The sequence below is a fragment of the Lelliottia nimipressuralis genome (assembly GCF_004402045.1).
In the GTDB taxonomy this organism is placed as follows: Bacteria; Pseudomonadota; Gammaproteobacteria; order Enterobacterales; family Enterobacteriaceae; genus Enterobacter; species Enterobacter chinensis.
In genome coordinates this window covers 11,935-29,000 of record NZ_SOMG01000004.1, presented here as the reverse complement: position 1 = coordinate 29,000, position 17,066 = coordinate 11,935, and the positions used below count along the sequence as shown (strand labels likewise).

At 53.1% G+C, this 17,066-nt stretch carries 14 protein-coding genes; 9 read left to right on the top strand and 5 right to left on the bottom strand.

Features of this window, described 5'->3' with window-relative positions; genetic code table 11:
* The 9 genes from E3U32_RS02150 to rpoC all read left to right on the top strand — a co-directional run.
* A partial coding sequence (locus E3U32_RS02150) for a hypothetical protein (protein ID WP_072109227.1) occupies positions 1-108 on the top strand: 108 nt, incomplete at its 5' end.
* A gap of 228 nt (positions 109-336) precedes the next feature.
* Positions 337-720, top strand: a complete 384-nt coding sequence (gene secE, locus E3U32_RS02140; RefSeq protein WP_014068449.1) for a preprotein translocase subunit SecE — start codon at positions 337-339, stop codon at positions 718-720.
* 1 nt (position 721) lies between these two features.
* The gene (gene nusG, locus E3U32_RS02135; RefSeq protein ID WP_002438628.1) at positions 722-1,267 is read left to right on the top strand and encodes a transcription termination/antitermination protein NusG; all 546 of its coding nucleotides are present in this window, start codon (positions 722-724) and stop codon (positions 1,265-1,267) included.
* Positions 1,268-1,423: 156 nt separating this feature from the next.
* Positions 1,424-1,852 (top strand): 50S ribosomal protein L11, encoded by a 429-nt coding sequence (gene rplK, locus E3U32_RS02130; protein ID WP_008503452.1) that lies wholly within the window; start codon positions 1,424-1,426, stop codon positions 1,850-1,852.
* A 3-nt stretch (positions 1,853-1,855) separates the two neighbouring features.
* Positions 1,856-2,560 (top strand): 50S ribosomal protein L1, encoded by a 705-nt coding sequence (rplA, locus tag E3U32_RS02125; RefSeq protein WP_006176745.1) that lies wholly within the window; start codon positions 1,856-1,858, stop codon positions 2,558-2,560.
* A gap of 291 nt (positions 2,561-2,851) precedes the next feature.
* Positions 2,852-3,349, top strand: a complete 498-nt coding sequence (gene rplJ, locus E3U32_RS02120; protein ID WP_004097644.1) for a 50S ribosomal protein L10 — start codon at positions 2,852-2,854, stop codon at positions 3,347-3,349.
* A 66-nt stretch (positions 3,350-3,415) separates the two neighbouring features.
* A complete protein-coding gene (gene rplL / locus E3U32_RS02115) occupies positions 3,416-3,781 on the top strand; it encodes a 50S ribosomal protein L7/L12 (protein WP_000028879.1) in 366 nt (121 codons plus the stop codon).
* A gap of 319 nt (positions 3,782-4,100) precedes the next feature.
* On the top strand, positions 4,101-8,129 hold the full coding sequence (gene rpoB / locus E3U32_RS02110; protein WP_047345341.1) for a DNA-directed RNA polymerase subunit beta: 4,029 nt from the start codon (positions 4,101-4,103) through the stop codon (positions 8,127-8,129).
* A gap of 76 nt (positions 8,130-8,205) precedes the next feature.
* The gene (rpoC, locus tag E3U32_RS02105) at positions 8,206-12,429 is read left to right on the top strand and encodes a DNA-directed RNA polymerase subunit beta' (RefSeq protein ID WP_134347480.1); all 4,224 of its coding nucleotides are present in this window, start codon (positions 8,206-8,208) and stop codon (positions 12,427-12,429) included.
* A gap of 58 nt (positions 12,430-12,487) precedes the next feature.
* Here the strand turns inward: rpoC and E3U32_RS02100 are convergent, their stop codons facing one another.
* The 5 genes from E3U32_RS02100 to thiG all read right to left on the bottom strand — a co-directional run bounded on the left by E3U32_RS02100 (position 12,488) and on the right by thiG (position 17,065).
* A complete protein-coding gene (locus E3U32_RS02100; RefSeq protein WP_134347479.1) occupies positions 12,488-12,805 on the bottom strand; it encodes a PTS lactose/cellobiose transporter subunit IIA in 318 nt (105 codons plus the stop codon).
* Positions 12,805-13,113, bottom strand: a complete 309-nt coding sequence (locus tag E3U32_RS02095; RefSeq protein WP_010425948.1) for a PTS sugar transporter subunit IIB — start codon at positions 13,111-13,113, stop codon at positions 12,805-12,807. The genes E3U32_RS02100 and E3U32_RS02095 overlap by 1 nt, the downstream gene beginning before the upstream one ends.
* 179 nt (positions 13,114-13,292) lie before the next feature.
* A complete protein-coding gene (locus E3U32_RS02090) occupies positions 13,293-14,834 on the bottom strand; it encodes a sensor domain-containing diguanylate cyclase (RefSeq protein ID WP_134347478.1) in 1,542 nt (513 codons plus the stop codon).
* 336 nt (positions 14,835-15,170) lie between these two features.
* Entirely contained in the window at positions 15,171-16,298 is a 1,128-nt protein-coding gene (gene thiH, locus E3U32_RS02085) for a 2-iminoacetate synthase ThiH (RefSeq protein ID WP_134347477.1), read from the bottom strand.
* Positions 16,295-17,065 carry a thiazole synthase gene (gene thiG / locus E3U32_RS02080; protein ID WP_134347476.1) on the bottom strand — a complete coding sequence of 257 codons (771 nt, stop codon included), beginning with the start codon at positions 17,063-17,065 and terminating at the stop codon, positions 16,295-16,297. The genes thiH and thiG overlap by 4 nt, the downstream gene beginning before the upstream one ends.
* Position 17,066 lies beyond the last annotated feature (1 nt).

Genomic DNA, 17,066 nt, shown 5'->3' with positions numbered 1-17,066 from the left:
GTTGTGACTCTGATCCACCCAATCGCGATGGACGACGGTCTGCGTTTCGCAATCCGTGAAGGCGGCCGTACCGTTGGTGCGGGCGTGGTTGCTAAAGTTCTCAGCTAATTGCTGATAACATTTGACGCAATGCGCATGAAAAGGGCATCATTTGATGCCCTTTTTGCACGCTTTCACATCAGAACCTGGCTCATCAGTGATTATTTTTGTCATAATCATTGCTGAGACAGGCTCTGCAGAGAGCGTATAATCCGTAAAGGGATTAAGCGTATCGATTTGGTCGCCTCGCAATCGCGGGGTGAAATTATTTGTAGAATTCTTCTGACAGGTTGGTTTATGAGTGCGAATACCGAAGCTCAAGGGAGCGGGCGCGGCCTGGAAGCGATGAAGTGGGTCGCTGTTGCCGTGCTGCTGATTGTGGCAATCGTTGGCAACTATCTTTATCGTGACATGATGCTGCCGCTCCGCGCGCTGGCAGTGGTGATTCTGATTGCTGCAGCGGGCGGTGTCGCGCTGTTAACGACGAAAGGTAAAGCAACCGTTGCTTTTGCACGTGAAGCGCGTACCGAAGTCCGCAAGGTGATTTGGCCAACTCGCCAGGAAACACTGCACACCACTCTGATTGTGGCTGCTGTGACTGCGGTAATGTCACTGATCCTGTGGGGACTGGATGGTATTCTGGTTCGCCTGGTTTCCTTTATCACTGGCCTGAGGTTCTAAGATGTCTGAAGCCCCTAAAAAGCGTTGGTACGTCGTTCAGGCGTTTTCCGGTTTTGAAGGCCGCGTAGCTACATCGCTGCGTGAGCATATCAAATTACATAATATGGAAGAGTTGTTTGGCGAAGTTATGGTGCCGACCGAAGAAGTGGTCGAGATCCGTGGCGGCCAGCGTCGCAAAAGCGAGCGCAAATTCTTCCCGGGTTACGTGCTGGTTCAGATGGTGATGAACGACGCGAGCTGGCACCTGGTGCGCAGCGTACCGCGCGTGATGGGCTTTATCGGCGGCACGTCTGACCGTCCGGCGCCAATTAGCGACAAAGAAGTTGATGCGATTATGAACCGCCTGCAGCAGGTGGGTGATAAGCCGCGTCCGAAAACGCTGTTTGAACCGGGTGAGATGGTTCGTGTTAGCGACGGTCCGTTTGCTGACTTTAACGGCGTGGTTGAAGAGGTGGACTACGAGAAGTCCCGCCTGAAAGTTTCTGTTTCTATCTTCGGTCGTGCGACCCCGGTAGAACTGGACTTTGCTCAGGTAGAAAAAGCCTAAGCAGCGATCAAAAAAGCGACGATTTAACCGTTGCACAAGGCGCGAGATTGGAATACAATTTCGCGCCTTTTGTTTTTATAGGCCACAGCCTGTAAAACGAATTTTATTCACGGGGAGCCTCTCTGAGGCGCTATTACCCAATCAGAGGATTTTAGAATGGCTAAGAAAGTACAAGCCTACGTCAAGCTGCAGGTTGCAGCTGGTATGGCGAACCCAAGTCCACCAGTTGGTCCAGCACTGGGTCAGCAGGGTGTGAACATCATGGAATTCTGTAAAGCGTTCAACGCAAAAACTGAATCCCTGGAAAAAGGTCTGCCAATCCCAGTCGTAATCACTGTTTACGCTGACCGTTCTTTCACTTTCGTTACCAAAACCCCTCCAGCAGCAGTTCTGCTGAAGAAAGCGGCTGGTATCAAGTCTGGTTCCGGTAAACCGAACAAAGACAAAGTGGGTAAAATTTCCCGCGCTCAGCTGCAGGAAATCGCGCAGACCAAAGCTGCCGACATGACTGGTGCCGACATTGAAGCGATGACTCGCTCAATCGAAGGTACTGCACGTTCCATGGGCCTGGTAGTGGAGGACTAAGAAATGGCTAAACTGACCAAGCGCATGTCCGTGATCCGTGACAAAGTTGATGCGACCAAACAGTACGACATCAACGAAGCTATCGCTCTGCTGAAAGAACTGGCAACTGCTAAGTTCGTTGAAAGCGTTGACGTTGCCGTTAACCTGGGCATCGACGCGCGTAAATCCGATCAGAACGTTCGTGGCGCAACTGTACTGCCACACGGTACTGGCCGTTCCGTTCGCGTAGCTGTATTTGCTCAGGGTGCAAACGCTGAAGCTGCTAAAGCTGCCGGCGCTGAACTGGTAGGTATGGAAGATCTGGCTGATCAGATCAAGAAAGGCGAAATGAACTTTGACGTTGTTATTGCTTCTCCAGATGCAATGCGCGTTGTTGGCCAGCTGGGCCAGGTTCTGGGTCCACGCGGCCTGATGCCTAACCCGAAAGTTGGTACTGTAACTCCTAACGTTGCTGAAGCGGTTAAGAACGCTAAAGCAGGTCAGGTTCGTTATCGTAACGACAAAAACGGCATCATCCACACCACCATCGGTAAAGTGGACTTTGACGCTGACAAACTGAAAGAAAACCTGGAATCTCTGCTGGTTGCGCTGAAAAAAGCAAAACCAACTCAGGCGAAAGGCGTGTACATCAAGAAAGTTAGCATCTCCACCACCATGGGTGCAGGTGTTGCAGTTGACCAGGCTGGCCTGAGCGCTGCTGCAAACTAATGCCTTTACGTGGGCGGTGATTTTGTCTACAATCTTACCCCCACGTTTGCTAACAAAAGTTAGCGGCTAAAAGATTTGTTCGTTGGAGCCTGGCCTAATCCAGGCCTCCGTCGAAGACCGCAGGTGTTTCGCAAGAGACTTAATCCCCTGCGTAGACGGTGACAGAACGCTAAGATTATTTTTGGATACTCTGGCTTGTTTCTGCTCACCGTATTAAGACGCTCTTCCCGTTGGGTTGAGTGAAGTGAGTTCCGGAACATGAGTTCCGGCAAACATCCAGGAGCAAAGCTAATGGCTTTAAATCTTCAAGACAAACAAGCGATTGTTGCTGAAGTCAGCGAAGTAGCCAAAGGCGCGCTGTCTGCAGTAGTTGCGGATTCCCGTGGCGTTACTGTAGACAAAATGACTGAACTGCGTAAAGCAGGTCGTGAAGCTGGCGTATACATGCGTGTTGTTCGTAACACCCTGCTGCGTCGCGTAGTTGAAGGTACTCCTTTCGAGTGCCTGAAAGACACGTTTGTTGGTCCGACCCTGATTGCATACTCTATGGAACACCCGGGCGCTGCTGCTCGTCTGTTCAAAGAGTTCGCGAAAGCGAATGCAAAATTTGAGGTCAAAGCTGCAGCCTTTGAAGGTGAGTTGATCCCGGCATCGCAAATCGATCGCCTGGCAACCTTGCCGACCTACGAAGAAGCAATTGCACGCCTGATGGCAACCATGAAAGAAGCTTCGGCTGGCAAACTGGTTCGCACTCTGGCTGCTGTTCGCGATGCGAAAGAAGCTGCTTAATAGCAGTTATCTTTATAAAGCATTTGCTTACGTATAAACTTATTCTGATTTTCAGGAACAATTTAAATGTCTATCACTAAAGATCAAATCATTGAAGCAGTTGCAGCTATGTCCGTAATGGACGTTGTAGAACTGATTTCTGCAATGGAAGAAAAATTCGGTGTTTCTGCTGCTGCTGCTGTAGCTGTAGCTGCTGGCCCGGTTGAAGCTGCTGAAGAAAAAACTGAATTCGACGTAATTCTGAAAGCTGCTGGCGCTAACAAAGTTGCTGTTATCAAAGCAGTACGTGGCGCAACTGGCCTGGGTCTGAAAGAAGCTAAAGACCTGGTAGAATCTGCTCCAGCTGCGCTGAAAGAAGGCGTGAGCAAAGACGACGCAGAAGCACTGAAAAAATCTCTGGAAGAAGCTGGCGCTGAAGTTGAAGTTAAATAAGCCAACTTTTCTGGTTGCAGCCTAAGCAATTAGGCTGATGGCTGGTGACTTTTTAGTCACCAGCCTTTTTGCGCTGTAAGGCATCAGTAGCATTTCACACTGTTTGACTGCTGATTGTCCTGACAATGCATGTTTCTATCGACGACTTAATATATTGCGACAGGGTGCTCGCTCTGTGTAAATCGCGACGAAATGGTTTAAGCGTGATAGCAACAGGTATTGCGGAAAGTATTCAATTTTCCGGTCCACAAAATGGTGTTGCACAAACTGTCCCTTCGTCGGACAGATGGGTCGACTTGTCAGCGAGCTGAGGAACCCTATGGTTTACTCCTATACCGAGAAAAAACGTATTCGTAAGGATTTTGGTAAACGTCCACAAGTTCTGGACATTCCATATCTCCTTTCTATCCAGCTTGACTCGTTCCAGAAGTTTATCGAGCAAGATCCTGAAGGGCAGTACGGTCTGGAAGCAGCCTTCCGATCCGTGTTCCCGATTCAGAGCTACAGCGGTAATTCCGAGCTGCAGTACGTCAGCTATCGCCTTGGCGAGCCGGTGTTTGACGTTCAGGAATGTCAGATCCGTGGCGTGACCTATTCCGCACCGCTGCGCGTAAAACTGCGTCTGGTGATCTACGAGCGCGAAGCGCCAGAAGGCACCGTAAAAGACATTAAAGAACAAGAAGTCTACATGGGTGAAATTCCACTCATGACAGACAACGGTACTTTTGTTATCAACGGTACTGAGCGTGTTATCGTTTCCCAGCTGCATCGTAGCCCGGGCGTCTTCTTCGACAGCGATAAAGGTAAAACACACTCTTCCGGTAAAGTACTGTATAACGCGCGCATCATTCCTTACCGTGGTTCATGGCTGGACTTCGAGTTCGATCCAAAAGACAACCTGTTTGTCCGTATCGACCGTCGTCGTAAACTGCCTGCAACCATCATTCTGCGTGCGCTGCAATATACTACTGAGCAGATCCTGGACCTGTTCTTTGAGAAAGTGATCTTTGAAATCCGCGACAACAAGCTGCAGATGGAGCTGGTGCCGGAACGTCTGCGTGGTGAGACCGCGTCGTTCGACATCGAAGCCGACGGCAAAGTGTATGTGGAAAAAGGTCGCCGTATCACCGCGCGTCACATCCGTCAGCTGGAAAAAGATGATATCAAACACATCGAAGTTCCGGTTGAATACATTGCAGGAAAAGTAGCCGCGAAAGATTACGTTGATGAATCAACTGGCGAGCTGATCTGCCCGGCGAACATGGAGCTGAGCCTGGATCTGCTGGCTAAGCTGAGCCAGTCTGGCCACAAACGTATCGAAACGCTGTTCACCAACGATCTGGACCACGGTCCTTATATCTCTGAGACTATCCGCGTCGACCCAACGACCGATCGTCTGAGTGCGCTGGTTGAAATCTACCGCATGATGCGTCCTGGTGAGCCACCAACTCGCGAAGCGGCTGAAAGCCTGTTCGAGAACCTGTTCTTCTCCGAAGACCGCTACGATCTGTCCGCGGTTGGTCGTATGAAGTTCAACCGTTCTCTGCTGCGTGATGAGATCGAAGGTTCCGGTATCCTGAGCAAAGACGACATCATCGAAGTGATGAAGAAGCTCATCGATATCCGTAACGGTAAAGGCGAAGTGGACGATATCGACCACCTCGGCAACCGTCGTATCCGTTCCGTAGGCGAAATGGCGGAAAACCAGTTCCGCGTTGGCCTGGTACGTGTAGAGCGTGCGGTGAAAGAGCGTCTGTCTCTGGGCGATCTGGATACCCTGATGCCTCAGGATATGATCAACGCCAAGCCGATTTCTGCAGCAGTGAAAGAGTTCTTCGGTTCCAGCCAGCTGTCTCAGTTCATGGACCAGAACAACCCGCTGTCTGAGATTACGCACAAACGTCGTATCTCTGCACTCGGCCCAGGCGGTCTGACCCGTGAACGTGCAGGCTTCGAAGTTCGAGACGTACACCCGACGCACTACGGTCGCGTATGTCCTATCGAAACGCCTGAAGGTCCAAACATCGGTCTGATCAACTCCCTGTCCGTGTACGCACAGACTAACGAATACGGTTTCCTCGAGACTCCGTACCGTAAAGTGACTGACGGTGTTGTAACCGACGAAATTCACTACCTGTCTGCTATCGAAGAAGGTAACTACGTTATCGCTCAGGCGAACTCCAACCTGGATGACGAAGGCCACTTTGTAGAAGATCTGGTTACCTGCCGTAGCAAAGGCGAATCGAGTTTGTTCAGCCGCGACCAGGTTGACTACATGGACGTATCCACCCAGCAGGTGGTATCCGTCGGTGCGTCCCTGATCCCGTTCCTGGAACACGATGACGCCAACCGTGCATTGATGGGTGCGAACATGCAACGTCAGGCCGTTCCAACTCTGCGCGCTGATAAGCCGCTGGTTGGTACCGGTATGGAACGTGCTGTTGCCGTTGACTCCGGTGTTACTGCGGTTGCTAAACGTGGCGGTACTGTTCAGTACGTGGATGCCTCCCGTATCGTTATCAAAGTTAACGAAGACGAGATGTACCCGGGCGAAGCAGGTATCGACATTTATAACCTGACCAAATACACCCGTTCTAACCAGAACACCTGTATCAACCAGATGCCTTGTGTATCTCTGGGTGAGCCAGTTGAGCGCGGCGACGTGCTGGCAGACGGTCCGTCCACCGACCTCGGTGAACTGGCGCTTGGTCAGAACATGCGCGTAGCGTTCATGCCGTGGAACGGTTACAACTTCGAAGACTCCATCCTCGTTTCCGAGCGTGTGGTTCAGGAAGATCGTTTCACCACCATCCACATTCAGGAACTGGCATGTGTGTCCCGTGACACCAAGCTGGGGCCAGAAGAGATCACCGCTGACATCCCTAACGTGGGTGAAGCTGCGCTCTCCAAGCTGGATGAATCCGGTATCGTTTACATCGGTGCGGAAGTGACCGGCGGCGACATTCTGGTTGGTAAGGTAACACCGAAAGGTGAAACCCAGCTGACGCCAGAAGAGAAACTGCTGCGTGCAATCTTCGGTGAGAAAGCGTCTGACGTTAAAGACTCTTCTCTGCGCGTACCTAACGGTGTTTCCGGTACGGTTATCGACGTTCAGGTCTTCACCCGTGATGGCGTTGAAAAAGATAAACGTGCGCTGGAAATCGAAGAGATGCAGCTCAAACAGGCTAAGAAAGACCTGTCTGAAGAACTGCAGATCCTCGAAGCGGGTCTGTTCAGCCGTATCTATGCGGTGCTGGTTGCCGGTGGCGTTGAAGCTGAGAAGCTCGACAAACTGCCACGCGATCGCTGGCTGGAACTGGGCCTGACCGACGAAGAGAAACAGAATCAGCTGGAACAGCTGGCTGAGCAGTATGACGAACTGAAACACGAGTTCGAGAAAAAACTCGAAGCGAAACGCCGTAAAATCACTCAGGGCGACGATCTGGCACCAGGCGTGCTGAAGATTGTTAAGGTGTATCTGGCTGTTAAACGTCAGATCCAGCCTGGTGATAAGATGGCAGGTCGTCACGGTAACAAGGGTGTTATCTCTAAGATCAACCCGATCGAAGATATGCCGCACGATGCTAACGGTACGCCGGTAGATATCGTACTGAACCCACTGGGTGTACCGTCTCGTATGAACATCGGTCAGATTCTGGAAACCCACCTGGGTATGGCTGCGAAAGGTATCGGCGACAAGATTAACGCCATGCTGAAGCAGCAGGAAGAAGTCGCGAAACTGCGCGAATTCATCCAGCGTGCCTACGATCTGGGTACCGACGTGCGTCAGAAAGTCGACCTGAACACCTTCAGCGATGAAGAAGTGCTGCGCCTGGCCGAGAACCTGAAAAAAGGTATGCCAATCGCAACGCCGGTATTCGATGGTGCGAAAGAAGCTGAAATTAAAGAGCTGCTGCAACTGGGTGGTCTGCCAACGTCTGGTCAGATTACGCTGTTTGACGGCCGTACCGGTGAACAGTTCGAGCGTCCGGTAACCGTAGGTTACATGTACATGCTGAAACTGAACCACCTGGTCGACGACAAGATGCACGCTCGTTCTACCGGTTCTTACAGCCTGGTTACTCAGCAGCCGCTGGGTGGTAAGGCACAGTTCGGTGGTCAGCGCTTCGGGGAGATGGAAGTGTGGGCGCTGGAAGCATACGGCGCGGCATACACCCTGCAGGAAATGCTCACCGTTAAGTCTGATGACGTGAACGGTCGTACCAAGATGTATAAAAACATCGTGGACGGCAACCATCAGATGGAACCGGGCATGCCTGAATCCTTCAACGTACTGTTGAAAGAGATTCGTTCGCTGGGTATCAACATCGAACTGGAAGACGAGTAATTCTCGCTCAAACAGGTCACTGGTGCCGGGTTAACCCCCGGCACCAGATTGTGCTAACTCCGACGGGAGCAAATCCGTGAAAGATTTATTAAAGTTTCTGAAAGCGCAGACTAAAACCGAAGAGTTTGATGCGATCAAAATTGCTCTGGCTTCGCCAGACATGATCCGTTCATGGTCTTTCGGTGAAGTTAAAAAGCCGGAAACCATCAACTACCGTACGTTCAAACCTGAGCGTGACGGCCTTTTCTGTGCGCGTATTTTCGGGCCAGTAAAAGATTACGAGTGCCTGTGCGGTAAGTACAAGCGCCTGAAACACCGTGGTGTGATCTGTGAGAAGTGCGGCGTTGAAGTGACCCAGACCAAAGTGCGTCGTGAGCGCATGGGCCACATCGAGCTGGCGTCTCCAACCGCTCATATCTGGTTCCTGAAATCTCTGCCGTCCCGTATCGGTCTGCTGTTGGATATGCCGCTGCGTGATATCGAACGTGTTCTGTACTTCGAATCTTATGTGGTTATCGAAGGCGGGATGACGAACCTGGAACGTCACCAGATCCTGACTGAAGAGCAGTATCTGGACGCGCTGGAAGAGTTCGGTGACGAATTCGACGCGAAGATGGGTGCGGAAGCTATTCAGGCCCTGCTGAAGAGCATGGATCTGGAGCAAGAGTGCGAGCAGCTGCGTGAAGAGCTGAACGAAACCAACTCCGAAACCAAACGTAAAAAGCTGACCAAGCGTATCAAACTGCTGGAAGCGTTCGTTCAGTCTGGTAACAAACCAGAATGGATGATCCTGACCGTTCTGCCGGTTCTGCCGCCAGATCTGCGTCCGCTGGTTCCGCTGGATGGTGGTCGTTTCGCAACGTCCGATCTGAACGATCTGTATCGTCGCGTTATCAACCGTAACAACCGTCTGAAACGTCTGCTGGATCTGGCTGCGCCGGACATCATCGTACGCAACGAAAAACGTATGCTGCAGGAAGCGGTAGATGCCCTGCTGGATAACGGTCGTCGTGGTCGTGCGATCACCGGTTCTAACAAACGCCCTCTGAAATCTTTGGCCGACATGATCAAAGGTAAGCAGGGTCGTTTCCGTCAGAACCTGCTCGGTAAGCGTGTTGACTACTCCGGTCGTTCTGTAATCACCGTAGGTCCATACCTGCGTCTGCATCAGTGCGGTCTGCCGAAGAAAATGGCACTGGAGCTGTTCAAACCATTCATCTACGGCAAGCTGGAACTGCGTGGCCTCGCCACCACCATCAAAGCCGCTAAGAAAATGGTTGAGCGTGAAGAAGCTGTCGTTTGGGATATCCTGGACGAAGTTATCCGCGAACACCCGGTACTGCTGAACCGTGCACCAACCCTGCACCGTTTGGGTATCCAGGCATTTGAGCCAGTCCTGATCGAAGGTAAAGCTATCCAGCTGCACCCGCTGGTTTGTGCGGCATATAACGCCGACTTCGATGGTGACCAGATGGCTGTTCACGTACCGCTGACGCTGGAAGCCCAGCTCGAAGCGCGTGCGCTGATGATGTCTACCAACAACATCCTGTCTCCAGCGAACGGTGAGCCAATTATCGTTCCTTCTCAGGACGTTGTATTGGGTCTGTACTACATGACCCGTGACTGTGTTAACGCTAAAGGCGAAGGCATGGTGCTGACTGGCCCGAAAGAAGCTGAGCGTATTTATCGCGCTGGCCTGGCCTCTCTGCATGCGCGCGTTAAAGTGCGTATCACCGAATACGAAAAAGATGCAAACGGCGAATTCGTGGCGATGACCAGCCTGAAAGACACGACCGTTGGCCGTGCCATTCTGTGGATGATCGTACCGAAAGGTCTGCCTTTCTCCATCGTCAACCAGGCGCTGGGCAAGAAGGCTATCTCCAAAATGCTGAACACCTGTTACCGCATTCTGGGTCTGAAGCCGACCGTTATCTTCGCTGACCAGACAATGTACACCGGCTTTGCTTATGCAGCGCGTTCAGGTGCATCTGTTGGTATCGATGACATGGTCATCCCAGAGAAGAAACACGAGATCATCTCTGAAGCGGAAGCCGAAGTTGCTGAGATCCAGGAGCAGTTCCAGTCTGGTCTGGTTACCGCGGGCGAACGCTATAACAAAGTTATCGATATCTGGGCTGCGGCGAACGATCGTGTATCCAAAGCGATGATGGATAACCTGCAGACCGAAACCGTGATTAACCGTGACGGCGTAGAAGAGCAGCAGGTTTCCTTCAACAGCATCTACATGATGGCCGACTCCGGTGCGCGTGGTTCAGCAGCACAGATTCGTCAGCTGGCAGGTATGCGTGGTCTGATGGCGAAGCCAGATGGCTCCATCATCGAAACGCCAATCACCGCGAACTTCCGTGAAGGTCTGAACGTACTCCAGTACTTCATCTCTACTCACGGTGCGCGTAAAGGTCTGGCGGATACCGCACTGAAGACAGCGAACTCCGGTTATCTGACGCGTCGTCTGGTTGACGTTGCGCAGGATCTGGTTGTGACCGAAGACGATTGTGGCACCCTCGAAGGTATCACCATGACCCCGGTTATCGAGGGTGGTGATGTTAAAGAGCCACTGCGCGATCGCGTACTGGGTCGTGTAACCGCGGAAGACATTCTGAAGCCGGGTACTGCAGACATTCTGGTTCCACGCAACACGCTGCTGCACGAGCACTGGTGTGATCTGCTGGAAGCGAACTCTGTTGACTCAGTGAAAGTACGTTCCGTTGTATCTTGTGACACCGACTTTGGTGTATGTGCGCACTGCTACGGTCGTGACCTGGCGCGTGGCCACATCATCAACAAAGGTGAAGCAATCGGCGTTATCGCGGCACAGTCCATCGGTGAGCCGGGTACACAGCTGACGATGCGTACGTTCCACATCGGTGGTGCGGCATCTCGTGCGGCTGCTGAATCCAGCATCCAGGTGAAAAACAAAGGTAGCATCAAGCTCAGCAACGCGAAGTCTGTTGTTAACTCCGCAGGCAAGCTGGTTGTGACCTCTCGTAACACCGAGCTGAAGCTGATCGACGAATTCGGTCGTACCAAAGAGAGCTATAAAGTGCCTTACGGTGCTGTTATGGCGAAAGGTGATGGCGAGCAGGTTGCTGGCGGCGAAACCGTAGCAAACTGGGATCCACACACCATGCCGGTTATCACCGAAGTAAGTGGTTTCATCCGCTTCACTGACATGATCGACGGCCAGACCATTACTCGTCAGACTGACGAGCTGACCGGTCTGTCTTCTCTGGTGGTTCTGGATTCTGCTGAACGTACTGCCGGTGGTAAAGATCTGCGTCCTGCACTGAAAATCGTTGATGCTAACGGTAACGACGTTCTGATCCCTGGTACCGACATGCCTGCGCAGTACTTCCTGCCGGGTAAAGCGATCGTTCAGCTGGAAGATGGTATTCAGATCGGTGCGGGTGATGCTCTGGCGCGTATTCCTCAGGAATCCAGCGGTACCAAGGACATCACCGGTGGTCTGCCACGCGTTGCTGACCTGTTCGAAGCACGTCGTCCGAAAGAGCCGGCAATCCTGGCTGAAATCAGCGGTATTATCTCCTTCGGTAAAGAGACCAAAGGTAAACGCCGTCTGGTTATTACCCCAGTAGATGGCAGCGAGCCGTACGAAGAGATGATTCCTAAGTGGCGTCAGCTCAACGTGTTCGAAGGTGAACGTGTAGAACGTGGTGACGTGGTTTCCGATGGTCCAGAAGCACCGCACGACATTCTGCGTCTTCGTGGCGTGCACGCGGTAACGCGTTACATCACCAACGAAGTACAGGACGTTTACCGTCTGCAGGGCGTTAAGATTAACGATAAGCACATCGAAGTTATCGTTCGTCAGATGCTGCGTAAAGCAACCATCGAAAACGCAGGCAGCTCTGAGTTCCTGGAAGGCGAACAGGTTGAATACTCTCGCGTTAAGATCGCTAACCGCGATCTGGAAGCGAACGGCAAAATCGGTGCGACCTTCGCACGCGATCTGCTGGGTATCACCAAAGCGTCTCTGGCAACCGAGTCCTTCATCTCTGCAGCATCGTTCCAGGAAACCACGCGTGTCCTGACCGAAGCCGCTGTTGCAGGTAAACGTGATGAACTGCGCGGTCTGAAAGAGAACGTCATCGTGGGTCGTCTGATCCCTGCGGGTACCGGTTATGCGTACCACCAGGATCGTATGCGTCGTCGTGCTGCAGGCGAACTGCCAGCTGCACCGCAGGTGACTGCTGAAGATGCATCCGCGAGCCTGGCAGAACTGCTGAACGCAGGTCTGGGCGGTTCCGACAACGAGTAATCGTTGATGCCATAAATAAAAAACCCGCTTCGGCGGGTTTTTTTATATCTGTGTTTTATCAGTTAATCAGCGGCAGCCGACGATACAGCTCAATCATATCGCCCGCCAGGTCCTGAATGACCATCGCGTTCATCAGGTGATCCTGAGAGTGGACGGTAATCAGGTTCACCGGAAGTTTCCCGGTCCCTTCGTCAAGACCGATGAGCTGCGTCTGGATAGTGTGCGCATGTTTCACATATTCGCGCGACTCTTCCATCGCTTTTTCTGCTTCGTCAAACTCACCTTTACGCGCCATCTGTAATGCCGTCAGGGCCGCACTGCGCGCCGCGCCTGCGTTGACCAGCAGTTCCATAATCGTGGTTTCTAAGTCTTCCATTATGACTCCAGAAGTTTGAGCGCTTTTTCCAGTACGGCATCACCTTTCATCATGCCGTAATCCATCATGTCGATCACCGCGACCTTTTTACCCAGCGGGTCGGCCTGCGCCTGTAGTTTTGCCTGCTCGTATTTAACCTGTGGCCCCAGTAATACGATGTCGGCCGTCGCGATGTTGTCTTTAAACTCCGCAACCGGAACGGCTTTAATAGTGACTTCAACCCCTTTTTTCTGTGCGGCGTCTTTCATACGTTGAACCAGCATGCTGGTTGACATTCCCGCTGCACAGCATAAAACGATGTTCTTCATAATCAGCCTCGATCTACATGTGTTTACTGATAATTATCCCGTGCAGAACGCTTCAACAACCGCTTTACCGCGATTGTGTGTCAGGCATCACAAAGAAACCGATGATTTTCTGAAACCGGTTACAATTTTGTATTGTCGGGTACCCGGCCCGTCGAAACGGGCAAGGGAAAGAGGGCGGATTAGCTGATGGACGTGTGAATAATGCGGTTTTTTCCCTGCTGCTTCGCGCTGTAGAGGGCGTTATCAACGCTTCCCACAAATTGCTCCAGCGGTTCGAAATGCCACTCCCCAAGACCACCGCTGAACGTGACCCGCAGGTTCTCTTCTCGCCAGACGCGTTTTTCAACGGCGGTACGCCACGCTTCCAGCAATGAGAGCGCGGAAGGTATCTGCTCAGCCAGGAAGACTACCGCGAACTCTTCGCCACCGTAACGGTAAACCGAGACATGATGTGGCTGCATTATCTGGATCCCTTCGCGGGCCACGTTGCGCAGGACGATATCACCGGTCAGGTGACCCAGCGTGTCGTTAATCGACTTAAAGTTATCAATATCCACCAGCGCCATCGCGAAAGGCTGCTGGGTATTCAGCAGCTCCGCAACATCGCTATCGAAGGCGCGGCGGTTTTTACAGCCCGTCAGCGCATCGTGAGTTGCCTGGCGCACATACGCCATTTCGCGCTCTTTATTGGACTGGATAGTGTGGCTCAGCATCGCTTCCAGACGTGGAGCTTCGCTTACATCGCCGGTTTTGATGGCATTGATAATGTGCATCAGCACGCTACGCGAGGCGTGGCGGAGGTATAAGCCGAAGAGGACGATGATGATGGCCGCCAGCGCGAACCCCCAGCCAACGATCGTCGTTTCGTGGCGGGTAATATCGTTGAGTGTCGCACCCGATACCCGGTAAATGACAAACCAGTCAGGGTTAGTAAACGAGTAGTAGTAATACCAGGCGTTGCTTTTCTTGTCGTAAAGATGACCTTCGCCGCTGGTCATTTTGTCCATCAGCGCTTCGCTCACGTACTGCTTGAAGAGCGCGCCGGTATCAGGGTGCAGCACGACGGCGCCATCGCGTTCCACGACGAAGAATTCCCCCTGAACGGGCGCCACCATCTGACGCAGGGTGTAGCCCATTGAGGTCAAATCGAGATGAAACGCGATCGTTCCCTTCAGTCTGCCTTCCGGCGAAATCAACGGCTTATAAAGTGTGACCGTCGGATGGCCGGTGAAGTAGTCCATGTAGGGACGGGTATAGTGGCTGAAGATACTGGCTTCCGCCTGGGCGACAAACCACGGCCGCGTCCGGGGATCGAAGGTTTTACTCTTCTCCGTAGGGAGCACTTCCGGTGCGCGAAGATAATGCCCCTGCGTGTCGGCCAGCGAGATGGAGGACACGGTCGGCATCAGGTTCTGCAAATGCATTATCATCTGCAGTCCCTGCGTCGGGTTGACGTTGAGCGTCTCGTTTAACCTGTCGTTACGCGAAAAGTACATGGCAGAGCGGCCCAGGATATAGTCGTTTTCACGCAGAATAGACTCGGTGTAGTTCACCGCCAGGTTATGCGTGAAATTGCTATTAATTTTATGATAATCCTCAAGAAAATCCTTTCTCTGTGAAAGCGTCACCGCGATCGCGATCACCGCAAAACTGCAGAGGATCCCCGTGAAGCTGAGCATGATTGGCCGGGTAAAAGAGAGCTTTTTGCTGTGAAGTGCCATGAGTTGTACATCGATCCTGATGGTGAATACTTTTCGTCTGCCGATATCCTCTCAGCATAGTCGCTGTCCTGCGGTTAGCGGTGAATTATACGGAACACGGTTTCTGACGGGATGATTTATCTTAAGAACCACTAAGAAAATACTTATTAAACGAGTGGGTGCTTTTTGTGCAATGAATCAGAGGCAGGGCGAAACGAGGAAGAAGCTTTTCGCCCTGGTCAGCATCCGTTGCTAACGCTGTGACAATAAAAAACCGGATGAGTGCTGGCAATCATCCGGTGGTGACTTTCCGTAGCCCCTCGACAATTTTTTACCGCGTTGCGGGGCGTTGCAACGTTATTGCGAGGCTCTTCCCAGCCAGCTGTCCCAGTCTTTCCAGACAGGCTGAAGGCCCTGTGCCGTCAGGGCTGCGGCTACCGCTTCCGGACGCCGTCCGTCATGCGGGACAAACTGCTCCAGCTCCTGACGATCGTCGGCATAGCCGCCAGGCTGCGTTTTGGAAAACGCGCTGACGTTGTTAATTGCAAGCGGGATCACGCGATCGCGAAACGCCGGGGACTCACGCGTTGAGAGGGATAATTCAACTTCCGGGGCAAGCAGGCGAAATGCGCAGATGGTCTGCACCAGCTGGCGTTCATCCATCAGCGACGCTGGCTCAATCCCTCCCGCGCAAGGCCGCAGGCGGGGGAAAGAGATAGAATAACGGCTCTGCCAGTAGTGCTGCTGGAGCCAAAGCAGATGTTCTGCCACCATGTAACAATCCACCCGCCAGCTGTCGGAGAGCCCGATCAGCGCACCCAGACCGATTTTGTCGATGCCTGCTCGACCCAACCTGTCCGGCGTTTCCAGCCGGAAAAAGAAGTCTTGTTTCTTACCTTTCAGGTGGTGTCGGGCGTACGTCGCCTCGTGGTAAGTCTCCTGATAGACCATCACCCCGTCCAGTCCGAGCGTTTTTAGCTCCGCGTACTCATCCTGCGACAGGGGCTGCACCTCCATCTGCAAAGACGCAAACTGACGACGAATGGCGGGAAGGTGCTGACGAAAATAGTCCATTCCCACTTTCCCCTGATGTTCGCCCGTGACCAGCAGAAGATGCTCAAAGCCCATTTCACGTATGGCCGCACACTCATGGGCAATCTCACCCGCATCGAGCGTTTTTCGCTTGATGCGGTTGCTCATGGAAAAACCGCAGTAGGTGCAGTCATTGGCGCACAGGTTTGAGAGATAGAGCGGCACGTAGAAGCTCACCGTGTTGCCAAAGCGCTGACGGGTAAGCCTCTGGGCTCGCTGGGCCATCGGTTCGAGGTACGCGCTGGCCGCCGGGGAGAGCAGGGCCATCAGATCCTCTCGGGTCAGATGACGGGCCTGCAGCGCGCGCTCTACGTCAGCAGCCGTCTTGCTGTTGATGCGCAGGGCAATGTCGTCCCAGTTTAGCTGCCGCCAGCGCTCGGTAAACGTGCTCATGAGATCGTCTCCAGAAAACCGGTCAGGGGGCTGGTAGCCTGCGCCTGAAAACTGCGCGAGCCGGGGCCGGACTCCCTTGCCAGCAAGCCGGCCTCTACGGCTATGCGGAACGCTCGCGCCATCATAACCGGATCATCGGCAACCGCGATCGCCGTGTTCACCAGCACCGCGTCGGCACCCATCTCCAGCGCCTGCGCGGCATGGCTTGGCACGCCAATGCCCGCATCAACCACCACCGGCACGTTTGCCTGCTCGATGATGATCTCCAGCATCGCGCGGGTTTCCAGCCCCTGGTTGGAGCCAATAGGTGCTCCCAGCGGCATCACCGCCGCACAGCCGACCTCTTCCAGCCGTTTACACAGGACCGGGTCGGCTCCGCAGTACGGCAGGACGGTAAACCCTTGCTGCACCAGTTTTTCAGCCGCTTTCAGCGTTTCGATGGGGTCAGGCAGCAGCCAGCGGGGATCCGGATGAATTTCCAGCTTCAGCCAGCGTGTGCCGAGCGCCTCCCGGGCCAGCTGTGCGGCAAAAATCGCCTCTTCGGCCGTTTTCGCCCCGGAGGTGTTTGGCAGCAGCGTGACGCCCGCTTCCAGTAAGGGAGCCAGAATGGCGTCGCTGTGGTGACGCAGGTCCACGCGCTTGAGCGCCAGCGTCACCAGCTGGCTGCCGCTTTCACGAATGGCATCCACCATCAGCTGCGGCGATGCGAATTTTCCGGTTCCGGTAAACAAGTGCGAGTCAAAAACTTTATCGGCAATATGTAGCATC

Excerpts from the sequence above, each read along its gene's own strand:
- secE (WP_014068449.1), top strand. The coding sequence starts at position 337 with ATGAGTGCGAATACCGAAGCTCAAGGGAGCGGGCGCGGCCTGGAAGCG.
- nusG (WP_002438628.1), top strand. The coding sequence starts at position 722 with ATGTCTGAAGCCCCTAAAAAGCGTTGGTACGTCGTTCAGGCGTTTTCC.
- rplK (WP_008503452.1), top strand. The coding sequence starts at position 1,424 with ATGGCTAAGAAAGTACAAGCCTACGTCAAGCTGCAGGTTGCAGCTGGT.
- rplA (WP_006176745.1), top strand. The coding sequence starts at position 1,856 with ATGGCTAAACTGACCAAGCGCATGTCCGTGATCCGTGACAAAGTTGAT.
- rplJ (WP_004097644.1), top strand. The coding sequence starts at position 2,852 with ATGGCTTTAAATCTTCAAGACAAACAAGCGATTGTTGCTGAAGTCAGC.
- rplL (WP_000028879.1), top strand. The coding sequence starts at position 3,416 with ATGTCTATCACTAAAGATCAAATCATTGAAGCAGTTGCAGCTATGTCC.
- rpoB (WP_047345341.1), top strand. The coding sequence starts at position 4,101 with ATGGTTTACTCCTATACCGAGAAAAAACGTATTCGTAAGGATTTTGGT.
- E3U32_RS02100 (WP_134347479.1), bottom strand. The coding sequence starts at position 12,805 with ATGGAAGACTTAGAAACCACGATTATGGAACTGCTGGTCAACGCAGGC.
- E3U32_RS02095 (WP_010425948.1), bottom strand. The coding sequence starts at position 13,113 with ATGAAGAACATCGTTTTATGCTGTGCAGCGGGAATGTCAACCAGCATG.
- E3U32_RS02090 (WP_134347478.1), bottom strand. The coding sequence starts at position 14,834 with ATGGCACTTCACAGCAAAAAGCTCTCTTTTACCCGGCCAATCATGCTC.
- thiH (WP_134347477.1), bottom strand. The coding sequence starts at position 16,298 with ATGAGCACGTTTACCGAGCGCTGGCGGCAGCTAAACTGGGACGACATT.
- thiG (WP_134347476.1), bottom strand. The coding sequence starts at position 17,065 with ATGCTACATATTGCCGATAAAGTTTTTGACTCGCACTTGTTTACCGGA.